This is a genomic window from Streptomyces sp. NPDC104313 (assembly GCF_055583985.1).
The window spans coordinates 536242-559193 of the sequence record NZ_JBVJMW010000004.1 but is presented as its reverse complement, the minus strand read 5'-3'; the positions used below and the strand labels follow the sequence as shown (position 1 = coordinate 559193).

At 70.0% G+C, this 22952-nt stretch carries 20 protein-coding genes and 3 pseudogenes; 20 read left to right on the top strand and 3 right to left on the bottom strand.

The features are described 5' to 3' along the window. Positions 1–4 precede the first annotated feature (4 nt). From ACZ60Q_RS12800 to ACZ60Q_RS12750, 11 genes are all read left to right on the top strand, one after another. Entirely contained in the window at positions 5–1420 is a 1416-nt protein-coding gene (locus tag ACZ60Q_RS12800; RefSeq protein WP_469632383.1) for a 2-hydroxymuconic semialdehyde dehydrogenase, read from the top strand. Continuing rightward, entirely contained in the window at positions 1417–2253 is an 837-nt protein-coding gene (locus ACZ60Q_RS12795; RefSeq protein WP_469632381.1) for a 2-keto-4-pentenoate hydratase, read from the top strand. The genes ACZ60Q_RS12800 and ACZ60Q_RS12795 overlap by 4 nt, the downstream gene beginning before the upstream one ends. Then, entirely contained in the window at positions 2250–3023 is a 774-nt protein-coding gene (locus tag ACZ60Q_RS12790; protein ID WP_469632378.1) for a 2-keto-4-pentenoate hydratase, read from the top strand. The genes ACZ60Q_RS12795 and ACZ60Q_RS12790 overlap by 4 nt, the downstream gene beginning before the upstream one ends. Next, the gene (locus tag ACZ60Q_RS12785; protein WP_469632376.1) at positions 3020–3439 is read left to right on the top strand and encodes a RidA family protein; all 420 of its coding nucleotides are present in this window, start codon (positions 3020–3022) and stop codon (positions 3437–3439) included. The genes ACZ60Q_RS12790 and ACZ60Q_RS12785 overlap by 4 nt, the downstream gene beginning before the upstream one ends. Beyond that, positions 3436–4008, top strand: a complete 573-nt coding sequence (locus tag ACZ60Q_RS12780; protein WP_469632374.1) for a 3-hydroxyanthranilate 3,4-dioxygenase — start codon at positions 3436–3438, stop codon at positions 4006–4008. The genes ACZ60Q_RS12785 and ACZ60Q_RS12780 overlap by 4 nt, the downstream gene beginning before the upstream one ends. Then, the gene (locus ACZ60Q_RS12775) at positions 4005–5027 is read left to right on the top strand and encodes an amidohydrolase family protein (RefSeq protein ID WP_469632372.1); all 1023 of its coding nucleotides are present in this window, start codon (positions 4005–4007) and stop codon (positions 5025–5027) included. Before ACZ60Q_RS12780 ends, ACZ60Q_RS12775 begins: the two co-directional genes overlap by 4 nt. Then, a complete protein-coding gene (locus tag ACZ60Q_RS12770) occupies positions 5024–5938 on the top strand; it encodes an acetaldehyde dehydrogenase (acetylating) (RefSeq protein ID WP_469632369.1) in 915 nt (304 codons plus the stop codon). The genes ACZ60Q_RS12775 and ACZ60Q_RS12770 overlap by 4 nt, the downstream gene beginning before the upstream one ends. Beyond that, positions 5935–7023 carry a 4-hydroxy-2-oxovalerate aldolase gene (dmpG, locus tag ACZ60Q_RS12765; protein WP_469632366.1) on the top strand — a complete coding sequence of 363 codons (1089 nt, stop codon included), beginning with the start codon at positions 5935–5937 and terminating at the stop codon, positions 7021–7023. Before ACZ60Q_RS12770 ends, dmpG begins: the two co-directional genes overlap by 4 nt. Continuing rightward, positions 7017–8252 (top strand): kynureninase, encoded by a 1236-nt coding sequence (kynU, locus tag ACZ60Q_RS12760; RefSeq protein WP_469632363.1) that lies wholly within the window; start codon positions 7017–7019, stop codon positions 8250–8252. The genes dmpG and kynU overlap by 7 nt, the downstream gene beginning before the upstream one ends. 85 nt (positions 8253–8337) lie before the next feature. Further along, on the top strand, positions 8338–10110 hold the full coding sequence (locus ACZ60Q_RS12755; protein WP_469632360.1) for an LVIVD repeat-containing protein: 1773 nt from the start codon (positions 8338–8340) through the stop codon (positions 10108–10110). A 67-nt stretch (positions 10111–10177) separates the two neighbouring features. Then, positions 10178–11620: an amino acid permease gene (locus tag ACZ60Q_RS12750; RefSeq protein WP_469632357.1), complete on the top strand. Its 1443-nt coding sequence runs from the start codon at positions 10178–10180 to the stop codon at positions 11618–11620. A gap of 290 nt (positions 11621–11910) precedes the next feature. Here ACZ60Q_RS12750 and ACZ60Q_RS12745 read toward each other — a convergent pair whose 3' ends face one another. Then, positions 11911–13068 carry a serine hydrolase domain-containing protein gene (locus ACZ60Q_RS12745; protein ID WP_469632355.1) on the bottom strand — a complete coding sequence of 386 codons (1158 nt, stop codon included), beginning with the start codon at positions 13066–13068 and terminating at the stop codon, positions 11911–11913. Between the two features lie 145 nt (positions 13069–13213). Between ACZ60Q_RS12745 and ACZ60Q_RS12740 the strand changes: the two are divergent. Beyond that, positions 13214–13632 (top strand): annotated as a pseudogene (locus ACZ60Q_RS12740) (transposase); the annotation flags it as partial. Positions 13633–13701: 69 nt separating this feature from the next. Here ACZ60Q_RS12740 and ACZ60Q_RS12735 read toward each other — a convergent pair. Continuing rightward, positions 13702–13989: a hypothetical protein gene (locus ACZ60Q_RS12735; protein ID WP_469632762.1), complete on the bottom strand. Its 288-nt coding sequence runs from the start codon at positions 13987–13989 to the stop codon at positions 13702–13704. A 397-nt stretch (positions 13990–14386) separates the two neighbouring features. Between ACZ60Q_RS12735 and vph the strand changes: the two genes are divergently transcribed. From vph to ACZ60Q_RS12710, 5 genes and pseudogenes are all read left to right on the top strand, one after another. Further along, positions 14387–15268, top strand: a complete 882-nt coding sequence (vph, locus tag ACZ60Q_RS12730) for a viomycin phosphotransferase (protein ID WP_469632352.1) — start codon at positions 14387–14389, stop codon at positions 15266–15268. 689 nt (positions 15269–15957) lie between these two features. Next, complete coding sequence (locus ACZ60Q_RS12725) at positions 15958–16485, top strand: DapH/DapD/GlmU-related protein (protein WP_469632759.1); 528 nt, start codon at positions 15958–15960, stop codon at positions 16483–16485. A gap of 201 nt (positions 16486–16686) precedes the next feature. Continuing rightward, positions 16687–17106, top strand: a pseudogene (locus tag ACZ60Q_RS12720) (DUF6357 family protein); the annotation flags it as partial. Between the two features lie 226 nt (positions 17107–17332). After that, positions 17333–17773 (top strand): hypothetical protein, encoded by a 441-nt coding sequence (locus tag ACZ60Q_RS12715; RefSeq protein WP_469632349.1) that lies wholly within the window; start codon positions 17333–17335, stop codon positions 17771–17773. Between the two features lie 178 nt (positions 17774–17951). Continuing rightward, on the top strand, positions 17952–18233 hold the full coding sequence (locus ACZ60Q_RS12710) for a hypothetical protein (RefSeq protein WP_469632346.1): 282 nt from the start codon (positions 17952–17954) through the stop codon (positions 18231–18233). Between the two features lie 358 nt (positions 18234–18591). On the opposite strand, the gene ACZ60Q_RS12705 is transcribed toward ACZ60Q_RS12710, so the two are convergent. Further along, positions 18592–19794: an MFS transporter gene (locus tag ACZ60Q_RS12705; RefSeq protein ID WP_469632343.1), complete on the bottom strand. Its 1203-nt coding sequence runs from the start codon at positions 19792–19794 to the stop codon at positions 18592–18594. A gap of 86 nt (positions 19795–19880) precedes the next feature. Between ACZ60Q_RS12705 and ACZ60Q_RS12700 the strand changes: the two genes are divergently transcribed. The 3 genes and pseudogenes from ACZ60Q_RS12700 (at position 19881) to ACZ60Q_RS12690 (ending at position 22845) form a co-directional block, all read left to right on the top strand. Then, complete coding sequence (locus ACZ60Q_RS12700; protein WP_469632341.1) at positions 19881–20357, top strand: winged helix-turn-helix transcriptional regulator; 477 nt, start codon at positions 19881–19883, stop codon at positions 20355–20357. A 352-nt stretch (positions 20358–20709) separates the two neighbouring features. Further along, a pseudogene (locus ACZ60Q_RS12695) lies at positions 20710–21564 on the top strand (chitosanase); the annotation flags it as partial. Further along, the gene (locus ACZ60Q_RS12690; protein ID WP_469632757.1) at positions 21559–22845 is read left to right on the top strand and encodes a discoidin domain-containing protein; all 1287 of its coding nucleotides are present in this window, start codon (positions 21559–21561) and stop codon (positions 22843–22845) included. The pseudogene ACZ60Q_RS12695 and the gene ACZ60Q_RS12690, both read left to right, overlap by 6 nt. Positions 22846–22952: the final 107 nt, after the last annotated feature.

Here is a 22952-nt window from a genome sequence, read left to right as displayed (position 1 = left end):
ACCCGTGCGGCATTACGTAGGAGGTGAATTCGACGCTTCCGGCGTGCCGTTCCCGCGCGTCGACCCGACCACCGGGCGCGTCGTGGGTGAGGTGCCCCGAGCATCGAGGGAGACGATCGACCGGGCCGTGTGCTCGGCCCGGGAGGCGCTGCACGGGCCGTGGTCCGCGTGGAGCCCGGCGGAGCGCTCACGCATGCTCCACCGGATCGCCGACGGGATCGAGTGGCGCTTCGAGGAGTTCGTCGCCGCCGAGTGCGCCGACACGGGCAAGTCACGTGAGCTGGCCTCCACGGTCGATGTCACGCGAGCCGTCGCCAACTTCCGTTCCTACGCAAACCTGTTGGCGGGTCGGAGCGAGCGGTCCTGGCACACCGTCACCCCCGACGGGCGCGGCGCGCTGAATTACACCGTACGCAAGCCGCTGGGCGTCGTCGCGGTGATCTCGCCCTGGAACCTGCCGCTGCTCCTTCTCACCTGGAAGGTCGCACCGGCCCTCGCGACGGGCAACACGGTGGTGGCCAAGCCGTCCGAACTCACCCCCGCGACGGCCTGTCTGCTGGCCGAGGTGATGGCCGGGGCGGAAGTACCGCCGGGCGTCTTCAACCTCGTGCACGGCACGGGCGCCGACGCTGCGGGCCAGTGGCTCACCGAGCATCCCGGGGTGGACGCCGTCGCCTTCACGGGCGAGTCGCGCACCGGGTCGACGATCATGCGAGCGGTGGCGTCCCGGCTGGCGCCGGTCTCCTTCGAACTGGGCGGCAAGAACGCCGGACTCGTCTTCGCCGACGCCGATCTGGAGGAGGCCGTCGCGGGCACCCTCCGGTCCTCCTTCACCCACAGCGGGCAGGTCTGCCTGTGCACCGAGCGGGTGTACGTGCAGCGTCCGGTTTTCGACCGGTTCGCGGCGGCGCTGGCCGCCGGTGCGAAGAAGCTGGCCGGTTACGGCCCGATGATCTCCGCCGCCCACCGGGACAAGGTCCTCGGCCACCTGGAGAGAGCCGCCGACGACGGCGACGTCCTGGCGGGCGGCGGGGTGCCGCGCTTCGGGGACGAGCGGGACGGCGGATTCTGGGTGGAGCCCACCGTGCTGGCCGGTCTGCCGGAGGACCACCCGGCGGTACGCGACGAGATCTTCGGCCCGGTCGTGCACCTGGCGCCGTTCGACACCGAGGAGGAGGCGCTGGCCCTCGCCAACGCCGGCCCGTACGGGCTCGCCGCCACGGTATGGACCGGCGACGTGAGCCGCGCCCACCGTGTCGCCCCGGCCCTCGATGTCGGCGTCGCCTGGGTCAACACCTGGAACCTGCGCGATCTCCGTACGCCCTTCGGCGGTGTGAAGGCATCCGGCGTCGGCCGTGAGGGCGGCGACCACTCCCTCGACTTCTTCTCCGAACCGATGAATGTGTGTGTGAAGCTGTGAAGACGACCCCGAACACGGCGGGTCCGGCACCTGACCCGGTGACCAGGGCCGCCGAGCGCCTCGAAGAGGCACATCGCACCGGGATCCCGTGCGCCCCGGTCCGCGACCTGCTCCCCTCCGGGGACCTCGACGCCGCCTACGCCGTCCAGTCCGTCCTGACCGACCGCCGCCTCGCCGAGGGCCGCCGCGTCACCGGCTGGAAGATCGGTCTGACCTCTTCGGCCGTGCAGGAACAACTGGGCGTCACAACACCGGACTTCGGTGCTCTGTTCGACGACACCGCCGTGGAGGACGGGGCCGAGATCCCCTGGGGTTCGGTGCTCCAGGCCAGGGCCGAGGCCGAGGTCGCCCTGGTCCTCGAACACGACCTCCGCCACGAGCGGCACACGGTGGCCGACGTGATCCGTGCGACGGCGTTCGCGCTGCCCGCGATCGAAGTGGTCGGCAGCCGGATCCGCGACTGGGACATCGCGGCCGTGGACACCGTCGCCGACAACGCCTCCAGCGGCGCGTACGTCCTGGGCACCCGGCCCGTGAGACTGCGGGAACTGGACCTGAGGACAGCCGGCATGGTGTTGGAGCGCCGGGGTGAGCCCGTCTCCACCGGTGCGGGCGTGGCCTGCCTGGGAAACCCGCTGCACGCCGCCCTCTGGCTGGCCGACACGCTCGTACGGCTCGGCCGGCCGCTGCGGGCCGGGGACACCGTGCTCACCGGCGCCCTCGGACCCATGACGGCCGTCGAGCCCGGTGATGTGTTCGAGGCCCGGATCGATGGACTCGGCTCGGTGCGCGCCGCTTTCGGGCGCGCCCACCGTGAAAGGACGAACCGATGAACATCGCGGCCCTGGCCAAGACCCTCGACACCGCGGCGCGGGAGGCACGCCCGCTGCCGGGGGGCGGCAGCGGTCTGGAGGACACCGCCGAGGCGTACGCCGTACAGCAGGCCCTGATCAGGCGGCGGCTGGCCCGCGGCGAACGGCTCACCGGCGTCAAACTGGGCTTCACCAGCCTCTCGAAGATGCGGCAGATGGGCGTGAGCGATCTGATCCACGGGCGGCTGACGGACCGGATGGAGATCCCCGACGGGGGACGCTACGACCTCTCGGGGCTGATCCATCCCCGGGTCGAACCGGAGGTGGCCTTTCTCCTGGGCGACACCCTGCGACCCGGTGCGGACCCTGCGTCGGCGGTCGCCGCGGTGGCCCCCGCACTGGAGGTCATCGACTCCCGGTACGACGGCTTCCGGTTCTCCCTTCCCGAGGTGATCGCCGACAACACCTCCGCCGCGGCCTACGCCGTGGGGTCCTGGCGAGCCCCCGGCGAGCTGGCCAACCTCGGTGTCCTGCTGGAGCTCGACGGCCGTCCGGCCCAGACCGGTTCCACCGCGGCGATCCTCGGGCACCCACTGCGCGCCCTCGCCGCCGCGGCCCGGCTCGCCGGCCCGCTGGAGCCCGGCACCGTGCTCCTCGCCGGGGCGGCGACCGCCGCGGTACCCCTGCCGCCTGGCACCTACGTACGGGCGACGGTCGCGGGCCTGGGCACCGTCGGCTTCGCCACGGGGCCGGCCGGCAACGCCCGGACCGCCACCGGGGAGGACGCGTGATCGTCCCGGGCGCCGCCCCGCCCCGCGGCCGATTCCCGCACCTCCGACGCGCCGGCGACCTGGTCTTCGTCTCCGGCACCAGCTCCCGCCGACCCGACGGCACCTTCGCCGGTGCGAGTACCGACCCGATGGGCGTGACCGACCTCGATGTCCGCGCCCAGACCCGGGCCGTGCTCGACAACATCGCGAACCTGCTGGCCGCCGCGGGCAGCGGTCTCGACGACCTGGTGTCGGTCACCGCCTATCTGGTCAGCATGAACGACTTCCGCGGATACAACGAGGTCTACGCCGAGTACTTCGACGAGGAAGGACCGACCCGCACCACCGTCGCCGTCCATCAGCTCCCCCATCCCCACCTGCTGATTGAGATCAGCGCCGTCGCCCACCTCCCACAGCGCAAGGAACAGCACCGATGACCCTGAGCCCGTTCAACCTCCACGCCTGGATCGAGGAGCACCGCCACCTACTCAAGCCACCGGTCGGCAACGTCCAGATCTGGCAGGACGCCGACCTGATGGTGACCGTCGTGGGTGGCCCCAACCGGCGCACCGACTTCCACGACGACCCGATAGAGGAGTTCTTCTATCAGCTCAAGGGCGACATGGTGCTCCGCGTCATGGAACAGGAGGGCCGGCCTCCGCGCGATATCCACATCCGTGAGGGAGACGTGTTCCTCGCCCCGGCACACCTGCGGCACTCCCCGCAGCGACCGGAGGAGGACAGCATCGGACTCGTCGTCGAGTTCGCCCGGCCGCAGGGGCACCGCGACGCCTTCGAGTGGTACTGCGTGGAGTGCCACCACTTGGTGCACCGCAGCGAGGTGCAGCTCACCTCCATCGTCGACGACCTGCCGCCGGTGTTCGGCGCGTTCTACGCGGACGAGGCCGCCCGCACCTGCCCGCACTGCGGAGCGGTGCACCCGGGCCGGGACTGGCCCGAAGAGCTGCGTCCGCGCACCCGCCGCGACGGGGAGGCCGCCGCGTGAGCGTCGTCGACGTGCACGCCCACGTCTTCCCGGAGATCGGCCGTGCCGAGTCCCGGCTGCTCACCGGCTCCGACGACGGCCCCTGGCTGCGTACCACGGACGGTCCGGACACCGGAATGATGATGGCCGGCTCCACCGAGTACCGGCCGGTGCGCCGCACCCTGTGGGACCCGGCCGAACGCGTCGCGGACCTGGACCGGCTCGGCGTGGACGTGCAGGTGCTGTCCAGCACCCCGATGCTCTTCGGCTACGGTCTCGAAACCGCGCGCGCCGTCGACTGGTGCCGGGCGGTCAACTCGCATCTTTCGCAGTACGCCGCACACGCCCCGGACCGGCTGTCCCCGCTGTGCCAGGTGCCGTTGCAGGACACCGAGGCGGCCTGCGAGACGCTCAGCGAGGCGATGCGGCAGGGCTTCCACGGCGTGCACATCGGCAACCACCTCGGCGACCGCGACCTCGACCACGGGGCGCTCACCGAGTTCCTCACCCACTGCGCCGAACAGGACGCGGCCGTCCTGGTCCACCCCTGGGACCTGCCCTCGGGGCCCCGGTTCTCCCGGTACATGCTGGCCTGGCTGGCGGGCATGGCCGGCGAGACCCATCTGACCATCCTGTCGCTGATCCTGTCCGGCGCCTTCGAACGTCTCCCGGCCTCGCTGCGCCTGATGTTCGCGCACGGCGGCGGCAGCTTCCCGTACCTCCTGGGCCGGGCCGACAACGCCTGGCACCGCCGCGACCTCGTGCGCGCCGACAGCCCGCACCCGCCCTCGCACTACACCGACCGCTTCTCCGTCGACTCGGCGGTCTTCGACCCCGGAGCACTGCGTCTCCTCGTGGACGTGATGGGAGCCGAGCGCGTCCTGCTCGGCTCCGACCACCCCTTCCCGCTCGGCGAGGAGGAGATCGGCCGGCTGGTACGGGAAAGCGCGCTCTCTCCGCGGGAGCGGGCGGCCGTGCTCGGCGGCAACGCCCTCCGCTTCTTCGGGCTGACTCCCCTGCGAAAGGAGACCGTCCGATGAAGGCGGCCGTGATCGGGTCGGGCAACATCGGCACCGACCTCCTCATCAAGATCATCAGGGGGTCGGGTCAGGTCACCGCCGCCGCGATGATCGGCATCGACCCTGAGTCGGCAGGGCTCGCACGGGCCCGCAGGCTCGGGGTACACACCAGCGCGGACGGCGTGGCCGGCCTGCTGGCGCTCGACGAATTCGACGAGATCGACCTGGTCTTCGACGCCACCTCCGCCGCCGCGCACCGGGCCAACGCGGCCGCGCTCGCGCCGTACGGCAAGATGATCGTCGATCTGACCCCGGCGGCCCTGGGTCCCTACGTCGTGCCGTCCGTCAACCTCGACGAGCACCTCGACGCCCGCAACGTCAATATGGTCACCTGTGGCGGCCAGGCCACTGTCCCGATCGTCGCGGCCGTCTCGGCGGTGGCGCCGGTCCACTACGCGGAGATCGTCGCCTCGATCGCCTCGCGGTCGGCCGGCCCGGGCACCCGGGCCAACATCGACGAGTTCACCGAGACCACGTCCCGCGCCCTCGAACGGGTGGGCGGCGCGGCGCGTGGCAAGGCGATCATCGTGCTCAACCCGGCGGAGCCGCCCCTGCTGATGCGCGACACCGTGCACTGCGTGGTCGACGCGTGCGACACCGAGCGGGTGGCGTCATCCGTGCACGCGATGGTCGCGTCCGTCGCCGCTTACGTGCCCGGCTACCGGCTCAAGCAGGAACCGCAGTTCCGTGCCCTGGCGGCCGACGACCCCCTCACCGGGCTCGCCGGCGGCGGACGGCTCCTCGTCTCCGTCTACCTGGAGGTCGAGGGCGCCGCCCACCACCTCCCCGCCTACGCCGGAAATCTCGACATCATGACCTCCGCAGCGCTCCGCACAGCCGAGCGCCTTGCCGAACGGAGCCGGGGCCGATGACCAAGGTCTACGTCCAGGACGTCACCCTGCGCGACGGCATGCACGCCGTGTCGCACCGCTACACCCTCGACCAGGTCCGGGCGATCGCCGGGGCCCTGGAGGCGGCGGGCGTCGACGCCGTCGAGGTCGCCCACGGCGACGGACTGTCCGGCTCCTCCGTCACCTACGGACCCGGCGCCCACACCGACTGGGAATGGCTGGAGGCGGCGGCCGAGGTACTCGACCGGGCCAGGCTCACCACCCTGCTGCTGCCCGGCATCGGCACCGCCGACGATCTGCGCCGCGCCCATTCCCTCGGCGTCACCTCGGTCCGCGTCGCGACGCACTGCACCGAGGCGGACATCTCCGCCCAGCACATCGGCCTGGCCCGTGAGCTCGGCATGGACGTGTCGGGCTTCCTGATGATGTCCCACCTGTCCCCGCCCGCCGAACTGGCCGCACAGGCCCGTCTCATGGAGTCGTACGGCGCGCACTGCGTCTACGTCACCGACTCCGGTGGCCGGCTGACCATGGACGGCGTACGCGACCGGGTCCACGCCTACCGCGACGCCCTCGACCCGGCAACCGAGGTCGGCATCCACGCCCACCACAATCTCGGCCTGGGCGTGGCCAACAGCGTCGTGGCGGTCGAGGCCGGGGCGCACCGCGTCGACGCCTCTCTCGCCGGTCAGGGAGCGGGCGCGGGCAACGCGCCGCTGGAGCCGGTGGTGGCGGTGTTCGACCTCCTGGGCTGGGAGCACGGTTGCGCGCTGTTCCCGCTGATGGACGCAGCCGAAGAGCTCGTACGGCCGACGCAGGACCGGCCCGTGAGGGTCGACCGCGAGACGCTGACACTCGGGTACGCCGGGGTGTACTCCAGCTTCCTGCGGCACGCGGAGAACACGGCCACCCGCCACGGCCTCGACACCCGCGACCTGTTGGTCGAGGCAGGTCGGCGGCGGCTGGTCGGCGGGCAGGAAGACCTGCTCACCGACATCGCACTCGATCTCGCCCGGGACCGCGACGCAGGGCCGGCTCCCGACCCCCGGCCCGCCCTCGCAGCCCGGCCCACCACCGCACACCACGACGGAGACTCCCCATGCTGACCGAACGGGCCACCGCGCTGGACGCCGCCGACCCCCTCGCCCACATCCGCGCCCGTTTCCTGCTCCCCGAGGGGGTCGTGTACCTCGACGGAAACTCCCTGGGGGCCCTTCCCGCCGCCGTTCCGGCAGCCATCGAGGACGCCGTGCACCGCCAGTGGGGCACCGACCTGATCCGGTCCTGGAACGGCAACGGCTGGTGGGAGGCGCCGATCCGGACGGGCGACGCCGTGGGCCGGCTGATCGGCGCGGCCCCCGGCCAGACGGTCGTCGGGGACTCCACCAGCGTCCAGTTGTTCAACACCCTGGTCGCGGCCGTCCGTCTGCGCCCAGGACGGCGGCTGCTGCTCACCGACCCCGACCACTTCCCCACCGATCAGTACATCGCCGACTCGGTGGGCCGGCTCCTCGGGCTCGACGTCCGCCGGGTGCCGGCCCGGGAGGCTGCCGCGGTGCTGGCCGCCGAGACCGGGAACGTCGCCGTCGCCGCCTACGCCCCGGTTGACTACCGCACCGGAGAGCTGCACGACATGGCCGCGCTCACCGACGCCGCGCACTCCGCCGGAGCCCTGGCACACTGGGATCTGTGCCACGCGGCGGGAAGCCTGCCCGTCGAACTGGACGCCACAGCAGCGGACTTCGCGGTCGGCTGCGGCTACAAGTACCTCTCCGGAGGCCCGGGGGCACCGGCGTTCGCCTATGTCGCCCGACGCCACCAGCCGGACTTCGACCATCCCCTCACCGGCTGGCACGGGCATGCGGAGCCGTTCGCCATGGCCGGCACCTACACGCCGGCGGACGACATGGCCCGGGCCCGGATCAGCACCCCGCCGTTGCTCTCCCTGCTCGCCCTGGAGGCCGCGCTCACCGCCTTCGACGGGGTGGAGATGACGGCCGTACGCGACAAGAGCCTCTCCCTGACCGGGTTCTTCCAGGAGTGCGCCGACGAGCTCCTCGACGGTCTGGGCTTCAGCATGGCCACCCCTCGGGACCCGGCGCGCCGGGGCAGCCAGGTCTCCCTGCGGCATGCGGAGGCGTACCCCCTGGTGGCGGCCCTCACCGCCCGCGGCGTGATCGGTGACATGCGCGCCCCCGACCTGCTCCGCTTCGGATTCAACGCCCTGTACGTCACGCACGCCGACGTCCTGCAGGCCGTGCGGGAACTGCGCGCCGTCGTGGCCGGAGGCGAACACCGGGCCTCCGGGCTCCGCCGGCGCCCCACCGTCACCTGATCGCCGTCCCGTCCCGCCCCGCGCCCACCCCAGGGGCCACCACGCATACGTCCCCGCTCCCTTCCCGCTCCGAAAGGACCGTCAGATGCGTTCCCTCCGCAGAAACGCAGCCCTGGCCGCGGTGGTCGCCGCCGCCACCACCGCCACCCTCCTCACCCCCGGCGTGTCCGGCGCGGATCCCGCGGTCGTCACCCCCGCCACCGATCCGAACATCCTCGACGTGTGTGCCGACCGGCGGCCCGGACCGGCCGACCCCGGCTCGTACGGCATGCAACTGGACGGCGGTTTCCGCCACCCCGGCCTCACCCCGGTGGACGAGCAGAACGAGCACCCCTTCCCGGGGCGCAACGAGGAGTACGACACCCGCTCGTACATCAAGAACATGAAGGTCGAAGCCGCCTACGAGGGACCGGACTTCACTCCCGACTACTTTCACACCTGGCAGAACATCGTCGACTTCGACGGCCGCCGCTACCTCTTCCAGTACAGCCGCTCCGACGGCCGCGTCTACGACATCACCGATATCAAGAAGGTCAAGGTGGTCGAGAAGCTGAGCCGCGCGAACGTGGGCGGCGACGAGACCCGGGCGAACGGGGACTGGGCGGCGCACGACTACTGGGGAGCCTCCACCATCCAGTGGAACAAGAAGCTCAAGGCGTACGTCATGGTCCAGAGCTTCGAGAGCAGGCGCCAGATCTCGGAGCTCTCCGACCACCCGCCGCTGGACAAGTTCAACAACCCGGAGGGCGTACGGAAGCTGCGCGCCAAGCCGGGGCTCAAGGGCTTCAAGGTCTACCGCCTGGACGGCCCGCGCAAGAAGGACTGGAAGCTGCTGACGACGGTCTCCACCGACGCCACCCGGCCCGACCCCCTGAACAGCGACCCGGCCCAGGCGCAGCAGGGATCCGGATCGATCGACGTGCCGTACTGGACCGGCGAGAAGTACATGTTCATCGCCACCGCGCCGGACGACACCTACTCCGGCACCGAGTACCCGACCAATCTGCACTCGGCCGGCTACCAGTCGTGGGACATGTCCGACCCGGCCCGCCCGAAGCTTCTCGACACCTGGCACCTGCCGGGCCAGCGGACCGGCGAGGACGCCGCGTACCGGAACAACCCGCGTTGCGGGAACCGGACCAGTTGGATGGGCGCCCGGATGCCTCTCTTCCTCCCCAGGCCCGTGGAGAAGGGAGGGCGTTACGCCTTCGCCGCCATGGGCGGCTACGGCCTGACGGTGCTGGACGTCTCCGACCCGTCGGACCTGAGGACCGTGAGCCACCTGGACCTGCCGGCCTCCGTCGCTGGCACCGAGGGCGACAACATCGACGTCTCCCAGTACGAGAAGACCGGAATGGTCTACTACTCCGGCTACCCGCTCACCGAGGACTGCTACGAGCCGTACAAGGACGTCTACCAGATCGACGCGCGGAACCCGAAGAAGCCCCGTGTCGTCGGCGTCCTGCCCCGGCCGATCCCCCCGAAGTCCTCCGGAATCACCGACTACTGCCAGCGCCGCGGCAGCTTCGGCCCCAAGCGCACCGGCTACTACACCAACCCGGGACGGCACAGTTCCGGGGTTCTGAGCTACGGCTTCTACAACGCGGGCGTCCAGTTCTTCGACGTCTCCGACCCCGCCTCGCCGGAGGTCTCCGCCTACTTCGTCCCGAAGGCCTACGGGACGGGGACCGCCGACTACGCGTACGGCAACCAGACCCACGGCGTCTACGTGGAGTGGGACCGCAACATCGCCTGGGCACTGACCAACCACGGCATCTACGCACTGTCCTCGCCGAAGGTCCTGGGCAGCCCCGACCGGGACGCACCGGCGAAGCCGTTCCGCACCAGCGAGTTCTGAGGCGTCGAACTCTCCGACTCCCCCACCGCCCTCTCCGCCACCCTCCCTCCAGAAGGGCACCACCGCCATGGCCGCACCCAGCGACTCCGCACCGCCCGCCCCAGCCCCGTCCGACGCCGAAGGGGCCAGACCGGCACCCGCCGGTGAAGCACTGGTCCGTTCCCTCACCCACCGGCAGACGACCATGATCGGGCTGGGCTCCGCGCTCGGCACCGGCCTCTTCCTCGGCTCCGGCTCCGCGATATCCGCTGCCGGACCCGCCGTGATCGTCTCGTACGCGATCGGGGCGGTACTGGTCGGTGTCATCGCCGTCCTGCTGGGCGAGATGTCCGCCGCCCACCCGGTCCAGGGTTCGTTCGGCACCATCGCGCACCGCTACCTCGGCGCGTGGGCCGGCTTCCTCAGCCGGTGGCTCTACTGGTTCAGCGCGGTCGTCGTCATCGGGACGGAGGTCGTCGCCTCCGCGCTCTACATCCGCTGGTGGTGGCCCGGCGTGCCGATGGCGGTGGCGATCCTGGCCGTCGCCTCAGTGGTCCTCGCGGTCAACATCATCAGCGTGAAGTCCTTCGGCACCACCGAGTTCTGGCTCTCCACCATCAAGGTGGTGGCACTGTGCGCGTTCATCCTGTGCGCCGCTCTGCTGGTCTTCTTCGGGCTGCCCGACACCAAGGCCGCCGGCTTCGCCCACCTCACCGGCGACGGCGGCTTCGTCCCGCACGGAGCGAGCTCGATCTGGCTGGCCATGTCCGTGGTGATGTTCGCGTACGCCGGTTTCGAGGTCGTCGCCATCGCGTCCGCGGAGGCGGTCGACCCGCAGCGCACCATCCGCACCGCGATGCGTCAACTGGCCTGGCGACTGAGTTTCTTCTACCTCCTCTCCATCACTCTGGTCCTCGCGCTGATCCCGTGGCGCCGGATGGCCGACAGCGACGGGAGCATCGAGACGAGTCCCTTCGTGCGGGTCTTCTCGGAGGTCGGCGTGCCCGCCGTGGCGACCGTCACCAACGTGGTCGTGCTCATCGCCGCCATCTCCGCCGCCAACGCCCATCTGTACGGGGCCTCCCGGCTGCTGCACTCGCTCGGCGGCGACGGTCTGGCCCCGGCGCCGATGGCCAGACTCAGCCGACGCGGTGTTCCGGCGGCGGCCCTGGCCGCTTCGAGCCTCGGCATCGCGGCCGCCGCGCTGCTGGCCTTCTACGACGTCAGCGGTCTCTTCGGCATCATGATGTCGATCGCGCTCTTCGCCGTCCTGCTGGTGTGGCTGCTGATCCTCGCCTCGTACATCGCCTTCCGGCGCCACCGGACGGCTCACCCCGAGGAGTTCACCGGGTTCAGCGTGCCCGCGGGCGGGAAGCTGGCGGTCATGGCCGTGATCGGGGTGCTCGCCGTCGCCGCCACCGCGGTGGAGATCCCCGACATGCGCCAGGCGGCGGGCATCGGTCTCGCCTTCACCGCCTTCCTCGTCGCCTGCTACGGCCTGACCGTTCTCCGCAGGCAGCGCCCGGAGTAGCGCGGCCGTCGACGAATCCCGCCGACCGGGCCACCGGCCGGCGGGATTCGCCTGTCCGCGGCCGTGGGCCGGGCCGTGGCCCACGCCCATCGCGGACCTGGCGCCGACGAGATCGACGGCCGGCAGCACCTTCCTATGGGGCGGCGCCCGACCGCGACCCCGACCGACCACCGGCCCGGAGGCACGGGCTGGAGCCCATGACGCTGACTCCAGCCCCTGCGCGCAACTCCGCTGGAGATCAGGCCCGCCGAGCTGCGAGCCCCACCCTTCGATGCCGAAGAACCTCGCGGCTATCCGCAGAACTCCGCCTCGATCACCGCGCCGCTGTCCCCCGCCCAGTCCCCGTTGAAGTTCAACGCCAGCGAATGACTCGCGTCCCGGGTGACGAACGCCTCGGACACAGAGCCGTGTATGCCTCCGCCGTGGCCCCAGACCTCCTTGCCGCAGCTGAGTCGGGAGGACTGCAGGCCGAGGCCGTAGCGGTACTCCGGCTGTTGGGGGTCGATCGGCACGGTCGTGGTCATGGCGTTCTGCTGGTCGGGCGGGAGCAGGCCGCCCCTCAGCAGGGCGCGGAAGAACTTCTGGAGGTCCTTGGAGTCGGATATCATGCCGCCCGCCGCGCCCGCCAGTGACGGGTTCAGCTCGGTAACATCGCGAATCTTCGCCGCCGGATCCATGGAGAGCGGGGAGTACGCGCGGCTCGCAGGTGCCGGGACCCGGGGGTCGGTCCTGGGCACAGAGGTGGCTCGGAGCTGGAGCGGCCGCAGGATTCGGCGTTCGATCTCGGCCTCGTAACCCCGGCCGGTCACCTTCTCGATGACCATTCCGGCGAGGGTGTAGTTGGTGTTGGAGTACTGCCAGCCGGTGCCGGGGGCGAAGTAGGGCTTGTGCCGTACCGCGAGGCCGACCAGTTGCTCGGGGGTCCAGGTGTCGTAACGATGCTGGAGAAAGCCCTCACCGAAGATCATCGCCTGGAAGCCCGGGTCGGCGGTGTAGCTGTAGATGCCGCTGGTGTGGTTGAGGAGCTGGCGCAGGTTGATGTGCCGGCCGTCATGGCCGTTGCCCTGGACGGTGCCAGGAAGCCACTGCTCCACCGCGTCATCGAGGTCGACCCGTCCCTCGGCCTCCAGTTGGAGCAGGACCGTGGCAACGAACGTCTTGGTGATGGAGCCGACCCGGTACCGGTCCTGGGCCTTTCGCTTCTTCCCCGTGTCCAGTTCACCGACACCCGCGGTGCCGCTCCAGCTTCCGGCCCGGCCCCGGGACTGAGCCACAGCGCCGGGAACCCCGTCCCGCACTGCCTGTTCGAGCGCACGCTGGGTACCTCCGTGCCGGCCGCCGACTCCTTCGGCCGCAGTGGGGTTCGCTGCGGCGGGTGCCACCAGCGCGGCGGTGGCGAGTACCGCCACCGCCGCGACCAGCGCTGTGCGTAACGTGTTCACTGACATCTTCCGCTCCCTCGGTCGACTGCGTCGGCAAGGGGGACTCCTCGACGCGGCGTCGAGTTGACCGGCACCGCGGAGTTGAGCCTTTACCAGCCATTCCGTGCGTCGGCAGTCCTGCACAACCGACTCGGCCGGGCTGCCGGGCTGCGACGCACTCGACGAACAGACCATCGTCGTCCCCGGCACCGGCACCCTCGACATCGTCGTTCCTTCGCCGGCCGCCTCGCTCAGCCTTGTCCACACCCAGCGCCGGGCCCTGGAAACCCAGATCAACACCCTGCTGGATGCTCACCCTCCTTCCCAGGTCCTGACTTCCATGCCCGGCGTCGGCGTCAGGACCGCCGCCCGCAGTCCCGCTGAGCAACGTCGGCGACGGCACCGACTTCCCCACCGTCGCCCACCTCGCCTCCTGCGCCGGTCTGGCCCCGACAAGAAGTCGTCCGGAAACCCGCCCCACGGCGAACCCACGCCCAAGCCCTCTTCTACCTCGCACGCCCAGGCATCAGCGTCCTGTTCGCGATGCTCCGCGACAGAACCTCCCCCGAACCCCCGCGTCGCCCGGAAGACCGCCGTCCGAGCCATCCCACGGGCGGTTCGGCTCATCACGACAAGGCCTCAGCAACCGTACGATCCGCATCAACGCGTCGTACCCTCTGTCCACTCAAAGATCTCTACGGCGCCCCGGCGGACAACTACATCCAGGTCCCGGGCGAGCTGCCCGCACACTGCCGCGACGTCCGGCGCACTCTCCGGTCCCGCGAGCGCGTCGAGCACCCCGGCCTGTATCCAGTCGCACTGACTGTCGTCGGCCCCGGCAACCGCGAGAGCGATGAGTCTTACTCCGGCCGGCGTCCCCGTCCAGGCCAGGGCTTCTGCCGTCTGCCGGATCACAGCCGTGTCCGCGACGTCCAGCAGCAGACCCACCAACGCATCCGCAGCCGCAGGAACATCCGCGAACGGAGCAAGGTCACGCCCGGCACGAGCACGCTGCGACCACGAAGGGGACAAAGCCCCGTCCAAGGCCGTCTGCAACCCACCCACCGCGTCCGACACAACCAGACAGTCTCATGCCCACACGGAGAACATCGGGCCCGGATCGAAGCCCCCTGCCGACCACAGTGACGGAACGTTCGCGGTACACCACGAGTTCCTCACCGAGAATGTTCCCACTCGTAGCGCCGTTCTTGAGGCCGGCGATCGGGGCGATCGGGAACCACCTGTGCCGCAGCATCTCGTATTCGACCGGATCCATCGTCATACCTGCTTCAGCCGATTCAGCACGTCAGCACACATCCATCGAGAGCTTCCGAAAGCCTGAGAAGTGGAGAGTTCACCCACCGTGGAATTCATGGAGACGCACCGCGACCTTGTGATCCGCCTACTGCCCGATGACAATCAGCACGAACTCGTCACCCACCAAGGGCAGTTCCATTACGTGGTCGTCGGATCGGAGCGCGTGGTGTGCTTCGCCCGCACCGAGGCCGCCGCGGCGCGGCTGCCCGCGCGGGCAGCCGTCCTGCGCGCCCTCGCCCGGCTCGACCTCGGCTTCCGCACCCCGCGCCCGCTCGCCCAGGTCGGCGGCCGGGGCACGGACGAGCCGCCCTACCTGGTGCTGAGCCGGATTCCCGGGGCGCCCTTGGAAGACAACGAGATCAAGCATCCCGGGGTCGCCGAGGCGGCAGCCGAGCAGTACGCCGAACTCCTCTCCGGGCTCATCGCCGCGGGCAGGGACGAGAAGGTGCGCGCCTCGCTTCCGGCGGCCCCCGAGGGCCAGTGGCAGGAGTTCGCGGCGGGAGTGCGCGCCGAACTGTACCCGCTGATGTCCGACGGCGGCCGGGAGCGTGCCGAGCGCGAACTCGCCGCGCTCGACGGCCTTCCCCCGCTCACTTCCGCAGTGGTCCACGGCGACCTCGGGGGTGAGAACGTCCTGTGGGAGATCTCGGACGGTGTGCCACGCATGACCGGTGTCATCGACTGGGACGAGGTCACCTTGGGTGACCCCGCCGAGGACCTGGCAGCCGTCGCAGCCAGCTACGGGGAGGATCTGCTGAACCGAGTGCTGGCGCTCGGTGGCTGGGACGACGGTTCGACGGTCGGGCGGATCACCGCGATCCGCGGCACCTTCGCCCTCCAACAGGCCCTCTACGCACAGCGCGACGGTGACGAGGAGGAGCTGGCGGACGGTCTCATCGGCTATCGGTAGGTCCGGCCTCCGTGGGCCGGCGGGACCAGGGCGTGTCTGTTGATTCGGTCGTCCGGTCAGCGGTCTCCCCCGGTCCGGCGCCCACATGTGGTAAGCGGTTCCCGGGCCTGCGGTGCGTGGATGGTCGCGTAGCGCGGTCAGAGGGTTCTGGTCTCCACTGCGGAACAGCGGCCCGGGCGGCCTTCTTCTTCCTCAGCATGACCGCGTCCAGGTCCGTCTCGGGTTGGGAGAGGAAGCCGATGGACGGCCTGGGCCGGGAAGATGCTCCGATTCAGAACATCGACGCGCAAGCGACGGCACGGGAGGCGCACGGGCCGCACGGCCTGCACGATGGCCGCCAGGACCTTCTTGGCGTGCGGCAGGAGAACCTGCGCGTCAAGGCTCAGCCAGGAGCCTCGGGAGCTCCGTACCAGGAGCGTGACCTCGATATGCCTCCCCCAGCTCCCCGAAATCCGCTTGGAGGCCGGCTGCCGGCTGATCCCCCCAGCTCGTCAGCTCGTCAGCTCGTCAGCTACAGCCTGGAACTGGCGGGCATCGGAGATGACCTCGAACGTCCGCAGCGCCTCGGCATTCAACGTCTCCACCCTGCTTGCACAACCGTGGGTTGTACCTGGTGCAGGCAGGGTTGTTTGATCGTGTGTTGTGCGCGGTGGTGGGATCAGCGCATGTCTACACGCACAGAGCAGGTCATGTATGTCCAGACGCCCGAGTTCGCGCGTCATGCGGAACGGATCGTGGAGGTGACTGATGCGACGTCTCGGCTGAACGTGCTTCCGTTCAGCGACAGCGAAGGCCGCACGGAACTACTTTCTGTTGTGTTCGGTGGCCAGCTGCCGGAGTCGGTGGTGATCTACCCGCCGTTCTTTACCGAGTACGGGCTGAACACGACGTTCGGGGAGAACGTCTTCGTCAACCAGGGATGCACCTTCATGGACAAGGGAGGCATCCGTGTCGGGAACGGCGTCATGATCGCCCCGAAGGTCAGCCTCATCACCGGAGGCCATCCACTGCCCCTGGCCAAGCGCCGCGAGTACCTCTCCTTCGCCCCGATCACCATAGAGGACGACGTCTGGATCGGGACGGCTGCCGTGATCACGCAGGGGGTGACCATCGGTGCCGGTGCGGTGGTCGCCGCCGGTGCGGTGGTGACTCGTGATGTTCCTGCCGGCACCGTGGTCGCGGGAGTGCCCGCCCGGGTGATCAAGAAGATCGGCTGAGCCCTGACGGGCTGCCGACTCGGGTGCGCGGCACCTCTGCGGACTGTTCCTGACGCCTCGCCATGTCGGGCTGAGCCCCGCCGCTGGAACCGCGTCCGTCCTCTGCCGCCCTCCGGTACCGGTCGTCGCAGACCTTGGGCCGATCACCGCCGCACCGTGGACGCCATCGTCTACCAGTACCGCGGCGGGACCTCCCGGCCGGGTTCGGAACGCGCGGCAACGCGCGCGGAGACGCGAGACGTCCAACGGAAACGAGCTCAGGCGTACCGCGTGGACAGCCGTCGCGCCGAGCGTGGAACGGTACTCGGTCCGCTCGACGCCGGCCGGTACCTCCATGGCTCGACGGATCCGAAGCGGATACCCGGTGCCGTCGACCCCGCGATCCCGCCCGAGGTCAACCGTGTCATCGCCACCGCGGAGCCCTGGGAGTTCGTCGGCGACCGCTCGGCCGCGGACAACGAAGTGTTCACCATCGAGGACGAGCAGATGGGCGACGGGATCGGCGGGTACCGGAGCCTGGTGACCGCCTTCGTCCGTGGCAGCTGCGCCGCGCTCGAACAGTTCGGCTCTTGGTTCTCGGATGTCGCCGAGTTCGAGCGCGCGCGCCGGCGGCGCGACGCCGAGCAGTCCCAGCGGGAGCCACCGCACGCTCCGTCGAAAGGGCCCCCAAAGGTCGAACGCCGTGCACAGCGATCGTGTCGAGGCGAGCCAGGTACGGCTCACCGATCGCAACGGAAGCGGGCTGGTGCCGCCAACGGTGGCGACGGTCTCCGGCCGTGTCCGCCTCCGGAAGCTCTGCCGTGGCCCTGGTGCACGGGGCAGCGGCCGGAGGGGCTAGTTTGCTCGGATGAGCCTTCTCAATGATGTGGCCGAGCGCGATAGCTGGCGGTGCTGGGTGTGCGACGAACCGGTCGACCCCGACAAGTCGGTGAACGACCAGCAGGGGCCCAGCGTGGACAGCCGGACCGCCGATCGGAAGGCCAAGGTCGCTGAGCGCCTCGCGCACCGCGGGTGCAACTCTCGCAAGGGCGCGGTCAAGGTGTCCATCGCCTGGCCGGACCGCCTGTACGTGGTCGAACCCGCGCCGTTGATCGCCGTCGCCGCCCGCCTGGAGCGCAAGGGGGGCCGTGAGATGGTGGGCCGCTGTCCGACCAGGCAGGACGCCGAGGAAGCGGCGGATTGGCTGGTGGACCGATTCTCCCGGCTGGTGCCGGGGCTGCCGGTGACCGCCGGGATCGAGTCGGGCGGAGGCCAGTTCCTCGTCGTCCTTACCGCCGGCCGCCGCTGACCGGGAATCACCGCATCGGGCCGACGCCGGGCCGGCGTCGGGCTGGACCGTCGGCCCCCATCGACCCGGAACGAGTGCTACTCCCGCGCATGCGGGGACGGTCCCGAGCGGCGCCTCGCAGTACCGGGCTCGCTTCCCTTGCGCCCGTTCCTGCCAGGTGGTTCCTGGGAGGAGCCTCGTGACGCGAGAACCACACAACTACCTGGTCTGCCTCAGGCTGAAAGCCGAAGGCCTCTGCTTGAGCACAACGACCGGCCGCCTGGTCCCGTGGTCCCGGTATGACGATGCCCCGCACGAAGAACTCCACACCCTCGTCACCTACCTCGAAGAGGCCGCTGACATGCTGGAATTCCCGGCCCTCGCCGCACGGGACAAGCCTGGCCTCATCGGCGGGGCGCTGGTACGACTCAGCGACATCGATTCCGCCCAGGAAAATTGCTGGTGCCCTTGGACCCGCTGACCACCGATCCGGTCCAGCGAGCTCGGCTCCTGGATGATCCTGACTGGCCCGTCCGCGCACAGCAGCGCGTCCGCAACCTTGTGCAATGCGTCATGCCGCGTGGTCAGACACGCGAAGTAGTCCTCCTGGAAGCACGACGCTTCAGCGAACCGCTCCCGCTGGACATCGTGCCGCAACAGACTCTTCCTCCACGGTCCTCGTCGAGTTCAGGTTCGCCCTTGGTCGCACCTGAACTGGCGAAGGCCGTTCCCACGTCCGGCGCACTTCCGGACGGGCGATCCCGTTCGGGGCATCGCTCGAGATCAGACCGTAGAAAACAAGCTAAGACGCTGTTCCGGCTCCAGCATCCCGCGCTCGTTCAGCTGCTTGCGGGCGCTTGTTGATCGCGTACCGGGACCGCGGTGCCGCACCGTGAGCCCGACTTGACGACCAGCCAGACAACCAGCGCGCACGCCGCGAATCCGGATCCGAGGAGGCTGGAGCCCGTCCAGCCATAGGTCGTGAAGATCGCCGTGGTCGCCGCCGCGCCGAGGGCGGAGCCGAGTGAATAGAAGACCATATAGCCGCCGATGGTGCTGCTCAGGCGATCTGGATACGTAGCGGTGAGCACGTGCTGGTTGCTCACATGTACGGCCTGGACCGCGAAGTCGAGGGCGACGATTCCGATGATCAGGAGCCACAGCGACCACGGGAGCTGGGCGATCGCCACCCACGAGAGGATCAGGAGGGTGAGCGCGAGGCCGCTGACCGGGGTCGCTCGCCCGGCGTCCGCCCACCGTCCGGCGCGCGCCGCGCCGAGTGCGCCGGCCAGGCCCGCGATGCCGAACAGCCCGATCCAGGTCTCGCTCAACTGCCAGGGTGCGCCCGCCAGCGGCGTGGACAGCCCGCTCCACAGGGTTCCGAACGATGCGAACAGGAAGAACGCGATGAGGCCGCGCGTCAGGAACGTGCGCTGCCCCAGCAGCCCGCCGAGCGAGCCGACGGCCTCGCGGTACTTCACGGGTGACGTCACACGCGTATCCGGGGGCAGTACGGCCAGGACCAGGGCCGCGAGCCCGAGGGAGAGCACCGCGAGCACGACGTAGACGCTGCGCCAGCCCCACATGTCGGCGAGTGCGCCGGTGACGACCCGTGCGCCCAGAATGCCGACCACGACGCCCGAGGTCACCACCCCGATGTTCCGTCCCCGTTCGGCGGGAGGGGAGGCCGACGCCGCGTAGGCCACCGCGATCTGCACCACGACCGCGAACACCCCGGCCGTCGCGAGCCCCACAAACACCGGCCACGCGGCCGACGACGATGCCGTCAGCATCATGCCCACCGAGGTGATCGCCAGGTGCACGGCGATGAGGCGGCGCCTGTCGACCACATCGCCGAGCGGCACCAGCAGCAACAGGCCCGCCAGATAGCCGAACTGACCGGTGGCCACGAACCAGCCGGTGAGCTCCGCCGGCACGCCGAGGTCGCGCCCCATCGGCTCCAGAACCGGCTGCGCGGCGTAGACGCCCGCCACGGCGACACCGCACATCACCGCCAGCAGCACTCGATGCCATGCGTTCATCGCGACCCCATTCAATCAGTAGCAGATTGCAACCGTTTTGACGGTACGGCATGATGGTTTCAATCTGCAACTCATTGGGAGGCGTCATGTCAGGTGCACCCCCGGGCAGCCCGGACAGCCCGGACACCCCGCGCGCGCAATGGTCGGATCCCGACTGCCCCGTCGCCCGCACCCTCGACCTCGTCGGCGACAGATGGAGCCTTCTCGTCATCCGCGACGCGATGGACGGCGCGGCCTCGTTCACCGAGTTCCAGCGGCGCACCGGCATCGCACGCAACATCCTCACCGACCGCCTCCGCAAGCTCCTCACCCACGGGCTCCTCGTCCAGCGCACCGCCCCATCGGGCCGCCGCCAGGAGTACGCCCTCACCGACGCCGGCCGCGCCCTGTTCCCCGTCATCCTCACGCTGCGCCAATGGGGCGAGCACCACGCCTTCGCGCCGGGCGAGGCCCACTCCGTCCTGGTCGACCGGCACGGCAACCCCGCGCCGCACCTCACACCGGTCGGCACGGACGGTGCCCCTCTGGACGCCGACACCACCCACGTACAGAAAGCCCCATAGGTCTCAGCCCGGATCGCGCGCGACAAGCGGTGAAGCGTCCAGGACTTCGGCGTTGCCGTATCCACACCCGTGGCGGCGCAGGCGCGCCCGCAGCCTGCCGACGGGAAAGCAGACCCCCCGCACGCGCGCGTGTGCGAACCGGCCGACCAGCGCCACTCCGAACCGGATTGTTGTTGTCATGACCCTTGCAAGAAGGGGAGTGGCGCGCTCCAATGGACGCGACTCAATGGAAAGGAAACTTTCCTAATAGAGCTGACCCCCTCTCAGCCGAGCTGTGTCCGGACACCCCTCCACGACGCCCCTGTGCGTTCGGCGTCCGGCATGTCGCAAGAGATCGGAGAACCACGTGCGCATGCGCATGCCCCACCGCATTTCCCGGCGCGTTTCCCGTACGGAACGACCACCCGGCCCCGCGCACCGCCGACGTCGCACCGGCGTGCGGATCGCCCTGGCCATGGCGCTGACCGCGATCCCCGCCGTGGTCGCCCTCAACACCGGACAGGCTGCCGTGGCCACTGGCCTCGACGATCCGGTGAAGAAGGAGATCGCCATGCAGATCGTCTCGACGGCCGAGAACTCCTCGCTCCAGTGGCGCGAGCAGTTCGACTACATCGAGGACATCGGCGACGGACGCGGCTACACGGCCGGCATCATCGGCTTCTGCTCCGGTACGCACGACATGCTCGAACTCGTCGAGTACTACACGGGCAAGGTGCCGGGCAACCCGCTGGCCGAGTACCTCCCGGCGCTCCGCGCGGTCGACGGAAGCGACTCGCACAAGGGCCTGGACCCCGGCTTCACGACCGCGTGGGAGAAGGCCGCGGCCACCCCCGAGTTCCGGGCGGCCCAGGAACACGAGCGTGACCGCGTCTACTTCGATCCCTCCGTATCCCGGGCGAAGAGCGACGGACTGCGGGTGCTCGGGCAGTTCGCCTACTACGACGCCATCGTCATGCACGGACAGTCGGGCTTCGACAGCATCCGCGCCGAGGCCAGGAACGACGCCCCTACGCCGGCCGAGGGAGGCGACGAAACCCAGTACCTCGACGCCTTCCTCGACGCCCGTGTGGTGGAGATGGGGAAGGAGGCGGCGCACGAGGACACCAGCCGGGTCGACACCGCCCAGCGCGTGTTCCTGAGGAACGGCAATCTCGACCTCGACACCCCACTGGCCTGGGCCGTCTACGGCGAGGACTTCCGTATCGGCACCGACCCCCGGCCCGGCCCGGAACCGACGGACCCGACCGGCGCCGAGACACTGATATCGCGCGGCAGGCCCACCACCGCCTCGTCGTCCGAGACCTCCGCCCTGGCGCCCGGCAAGGCCGTCGACGGCGTCGCGACCAGCCGCTGGGCCAGTGCCGAGGGATCGGACCCGCAGTGGCTCCGCATCGACCTCGGCGAAGGGGCGTCCGTCTCCCGCGTCGAGCTGACATGGGAGGCCGCGTACGCGAAGCAGTACCGGCTGGAGATCTCGGCCGACGGCACCACCTGGACCCGACTCGCCGCGGAGACAGCGGGCAACGGCGGGACCGACACCTGGACCGGTCTGACCGGCAAGGGGCGCTACCTGCGCGTGTACGGTACCGCGCGCGGCACCACGTACGGCTACTCCCTGTGGGAGGCCGACGTGTACGGCAGCGTCGGGGGAACCACCCCCACCGACCCGCCCCCGAAGGGCGCGTTCACCGTGGTCGGCGCCGGCGACATCGCCGACCGGTGCAACAAGAGCGATCCGGGATGCCAGCACTTCAAGACCGCCGCACGCGCCATGGCGATCAACCCGGCCTTCTACATCACCATGGGCGACAACCAGTACGACGACGCCCACATCGAGGACTTCCGCAACTACTACGACAAGTCCTGGGGCCAGTTCAAGGACAAGACCCACCCCGTGCCCGGCAACCACGAGGCGTACGACGACTGGGACAACCAGGACGAGGTCGCCTACCGGCAGTACTTCGGCGACCGCGCCACTCCCCAGGGCAAGATGTGGTACAGCTACGACTACGGGAACTGGCACTTCGTCGCCCTCAACTCCAACCGGTTCGACGAGCGCGAACAGCTCGACTGGCTGAAGGCCGACCTCGCCAAGAACAGCAAGAAGTGCGTCGCCGCGTACTTCCACCACCCGCTGTTCAGCTCCGGAAGCCACGGCAACGACCCCGTGAGCAAGCCGATCTGGTCCATGCTGCAGGCAGCTGGCACCGAACTGGTGCTGAGCGGCCACGACCACCACTACGAACGCTTCGCACCGCAGAGCCCGGACGGCAAGGCAGACCCCAACGGCATCGTCGAGATCCTCGGCGGGATGGGTGGCAAGGACCTGTACGGCCAGGGTGACACCGTGCAGAAGAACAGCCAGAAGCGCATCTGGGACAAGTTCGGCGTGATGCGGCTCGACTTCACCGACACGAGCTTCACCTCGAATTTCGTCGGCACCGACGGAACGGTCCTGGACACCGGCCCGACCTACAGCTGCCGCTGATCTCCGCGCCTGTTCACCGACCCCCACACCGTCCGTCGTGGTCCGGCCGCCGTGCTCCGGCGGCCGGTCATGCCCGGCCGGCGAACCCGCCCGGAGCACCGGTTGTG